Below are 248 nucleotides of genomic sequence, written 5' to 3' on the forward strand. Positions count from 1 at the left end.
GTTCATCGGCGCCGGCGAGATGATCGAGCTGTGCGCGGCCCACTTCGCGGCCCAGAATCCGAAGTCGATCACGATCGCCAACCGCACCATGGAACGCGGCGAGTCGCTCGCCACGCGCCTGAACGGCCGCGCGATCCGTCTGGCCGACCTGCCCGAGCAGCTGGCCCGGTTCGACATCGTCGTTTCCTGCACCGCCTCGACCCTGCCGCTGATCGGCCTGGGCCTGGTCGAACGCGCGATCAAGGCGC

Annotated in this window: 1 protein-coding gene; it reads left to right on the top strand. The window is 69.4% G+C overall.

The features are described from left to right. On the top strand, positions 1-248 hold a 248-nt coding region (locus KVT32_RS30975), incomplete at both ends, for an NAD(P)-binding domain-containing protein (protein WP_217619520.1).

Source organism: Achromobacter sp. GbtcB20, assembly GCF_019091095.1.
Taxonomy (GTDB): Bacteria; Pseudomonadota; Gammaproteobacteria; order Burkholderiales; family Burkholderiaceae_B; genus Achromobacter; species Achromobacter mucicolens.